We start from the raw sequence: 3381 nt of genomic DNA, 5'->3' as shown, positions 1-3381 counted from the left end.
GGTCGTGCGCCTTGGCCCCTGTACCGGGGGCCGGGCCGGCGCCGGCCCGGAATTCGCTCGCCCGGCGCGGCCCGCTCCGGCGAGGATGCCCGGACGAGGATGTGCTGCCCGCCCGTCCGTAGGAGAGGAGTCCGCCGATGCCCGCCGTTCCCGCTGCCTTCGGCCTTCCGTCCGTCCCCGGCACGGTGCTGCTCTCGGGCATCGTCGGCTCCACCGCGTACGGCTTCGCCCACGCCGGCTCCGACCTCGACCGCCTCGGCCTGTTCGCCACCCCCACCGAGGAGTTGCACGGCCTGCACCGCCCGGCCGAGTCCCGGGTCACCACCGCGCCCGACCTCACCCTGCACGAGGCCGCCAAGTGGTGCCGGCTGGCACTGAGCTGCAACCCGACCGCCTCCGAGCTGGTCTGGCTGCCGGACGGGCTCTACGAGGTCCGCACCCCGCTCGGTGACGAACTGGTCGGTCTGCGCACGGCCTTCCTCAGCGCACCGGCCGTACGGAAGGCCTACCTCGGCTACGCGGACCAGCAGTTCCGCAAGCTGCTGACCCGCGACACCACCGACCCGGCCACCCGCCGACGGGCCGCCAAGCACGCCCGGCACCTGGTCCGGCTGGTCGAGCAGGCCGTCCGCCTGCACGAGACCGGCCACCAGCTGATCCGGCTGCCCGACCCCGAACGCATCCGCGAACTCGGCGAACGCATCGCCGACCGCCCCACCCTCGCGGAGGACCTGCTGGCCGACGCCGCCGACCGCCTGGCCGGCCCCGGCGTGCTGCCCGCCGCGCCCGACCCGCGCCCCGTCGAGGCCTGGCTCCGCCGGGTCCGCGCCGCCCACTACACGCCGCCTCAAGAGCCGCTCCACAACCCCGGCACGCCCGCGCAATCCACTGGCGGAGCCCTGGGCCCCACCGGGTAGGATCGCCGTGGTCCTCCCACCCGGAACCCCGGGTGCGCCAGGGCCGCGGGGCGCTAGCTCAATTGGCAGAGCTGCGGACTTTTAATCCGTAGGTTCAGGGTTCGAGCCCCTGGCGCCCCACCGCACCGAGGCCGGATCGGGATGATCTCCGATCCGGCCTCCGCCGTTCCCGGGCGCGGGCGTTGCGCCGTCCGGAGCCGCGTGCCGCCACGGGCCGCGGCCTGTCCCGGCAGCAGCCGCCCGGGCCCGCCCCGCGTGCTCAACTCCGTTGCGTGCAGGGGCGTTGGGACGTCCATGTCCGGGGGTGGGCCGATCCGCTGCGATCCGCCGCGGTCCGTGGCCGGTTCGGGCCCGCGGCCGGTGCCGACCGAGCGGCGCCGCCACCTGCCGTGCCGGTGGCCGGAATTCGGTGTGGGCGCGGATCGGCGCAGTGGCATGGGTCACATCGGAATCGGGTGGTTTCGACTGTTCTGCGGTGGTGTTGCCCGTCGGTCGGCGGGGTTGTCCGAGGGCCGAGGGTCGGTGATCGTGTCGGGCCTAAATATGATCGGAAGCCACGATCGTCGGTTAGTGGTGACGGTCGTATGTGCAACCTGGGAACGGTTCGGGCCGTCTCTCTGTGTGCGGTGCGCCGGATCGTCAGGGGCGTCGCTTCCGTCGGTGAAAGGTACGCGCATGTCAGGTCGGAGGGGCGAGAGCCCGGCTCGGGGCGAGGACATGCCCACGACGGAAGGTGCCGAGAGCTCCGTGCCCGGTCCGCGCAGCGGTGGCCGGGCGGAGGCCCGCCGTGCCGCGCAGGGCAAGGGCGGCGGTTCGGCCGGCGCGGGTGGCGCGGGTGGCGGCCGGGCCGCGGCGCGCAAGAGCGCCAAGCCCAAGAAGAACGTGAAGAAGATCGTCGCCTGGTCGACGGCGGGCGTGCTGGTGGTCATCGCCGGTGTCGGCGGCGCGATCTACCTCAAGCTGAACGCCAACATCAAGTCCTTCGACGCCGACGCCATAGCCCGCAACCGCCCCCCGGAGGCGAAGGCCGACGCGGACGGCAACCGGCCGGTCAACGTGCTGCTGATCGGCTCGGACAGCCGCGGCAAGAACAACTCCGACCTCGGCGGCGGCGAGGACGGCGGCGCCCGCTCGGACACCACGATCCTGCTGCACGTGTACGCCGACCACAAGCACGCCGTGGGCATCTCGATACCGCGCAACGCCAAGGTCGAGCTGCCGTCCTGCAAGCTGCCCAACGGCAAGTGGACCAAGGGCGGCAACACCGACCTGTTCAACGCCGCGTTCTCGATGGGCGGCAGCGACGACGGCAACCCGGCCTGCACCCAGAACACGGTGGAGAAGATCACCGGCATCCGCGTCGACCACACCCTCGTCGTCGACTTCAACGGCTTCGCCTCGATGACCAAGGCCGTGAACGGCGTGGACATCTGCCTGCCGAAGCCGATCTACGAGGGGGACATCAACCCCAACCTGAAGAAGAAGGGCGACCTCGTCCTCCCGCAGGGCAAGCAGACCGTGGAGGGCCAGCAGGCGCTCGACTACGTCCGGCTGCGGCACGGCATCGGCGACGGCTCGGACATCGGCCGGATGAAGCGCCAGCAGGCCTTCCTCGGCTCGCTCGCCACCAAGATCAAGAAGGAGGGGATGAACCCCACCACCCTCCTGCCGCTGGCCGACGCCGCGACCAAGTCCCTGGTCGTCGACCCGGGCCTGGACTCGGCCGACAAGCTGCTCTCCTTCGGCCTGTCGCTGAAGAACATCGACATGCACGACCTGAAGTTCGTGACGGTGCCCTGGCGCTTCCGCACCCAGGACAAGGACCTCGACCTGGTCCAGCCGGACGCCAACAAGCTCTGGGAGACCCTCAAGGCGGACCAGACCATCGACGGTCAGAACGCCACCGGCCAGCAGCCGGACGCCCCGGCGGACGGCACGAGCCCGGCCCCGCAGCAGCCCGCCGCGCCCACCACCCCGGCCGCCCCGGCCGCGGACACGTCCAACTCGGCGATCAGGGTGGCGGTCTACAACGGAACGATGACCAACGGCCTGGCCGGCAAGGCGACCGAGCTGCTGAAGGGCGCCAAGTTCACCGCCAGCACGGCGGGCCAGGCGGCGAGCACCAAGTACAAGACCACCACGATCGAGTACGGCTCCGGGCAGAAGGCGAACGCCGAGAAGGTCGCCGCGCTGTTCCCCGGCGCCAGCCTGGAGTCCAGCGGCGCCCGGGGCATCTCGGTGATCACCGGCCAGGACTTCGCGGCCGCGATGGGGATGTCGACCGGCGCCCCCGCGGGCGGCGGCTCGACGGCCGCCACCCCGGGCGTCCCGGCGCCCCCGCAGCCGCTGCCGACCACCATCACCAACGACGCCCGCTCGGCGGACGACGACATCTGCGCGAACACCAGTTACGGCAGCGGCGGCTGACCGCACCCACCGGGACGACGGGGACGACCCCCGGGCC

Annotated in this window: 2 protein-coding genes and 1 tRNA gene; all 3 read left to right on the top strand. The window is 72.3% G+C overall.

Going from position 1 to position 3381, the window contains the following annotated elements; genetic code table 11:
• The first annotated feature begins 137 nt into the window (after positions 1–137).
• Positions 138–917 carry a DNA polymerase beta superfamily protein gene (locus ACFU6K_RS34510; protein ID WP_380669872.1) on the top strand — a complete coding sequence of 260 codons (780 nt, stop codon included), beginning with the start codon at positions 138–140 and terminating at the stop codon, positions 915–917.
• 47 nt (positions 918–964) lie between these two features.
• Positions 965–1037: transfer RNA gene (locus tag ACFU6K_RS34505), tRNA-Lys, on the top strand.
• A gap of 597 nt (positions 1038–1634) precedes the next feature.
• Positions 1635–3344, top strand: coding sequence for an LCP family protein (locus ACFU6K_RS34500; RefSeq protein ID WP_380669870.1), 1710 nt, complete (start codon positions 1635–1637; stop codon positions 3342–3344).
• Positions 3345–3381: the final 37 nt, after the last annotated feature.

It is taken from the genome of Kitasatospora sp. NPDC057512 (genome assembly GCF_042802135.1).
Classification (GTDB): Bacteria; Actinomycetota; Actinomycetes; order Streptomycetales; family Streptomycetaceae; genus Kitasatospora.
This window is presented reverse-complemented; position numbering and strand designations above follow the sequence as displayed.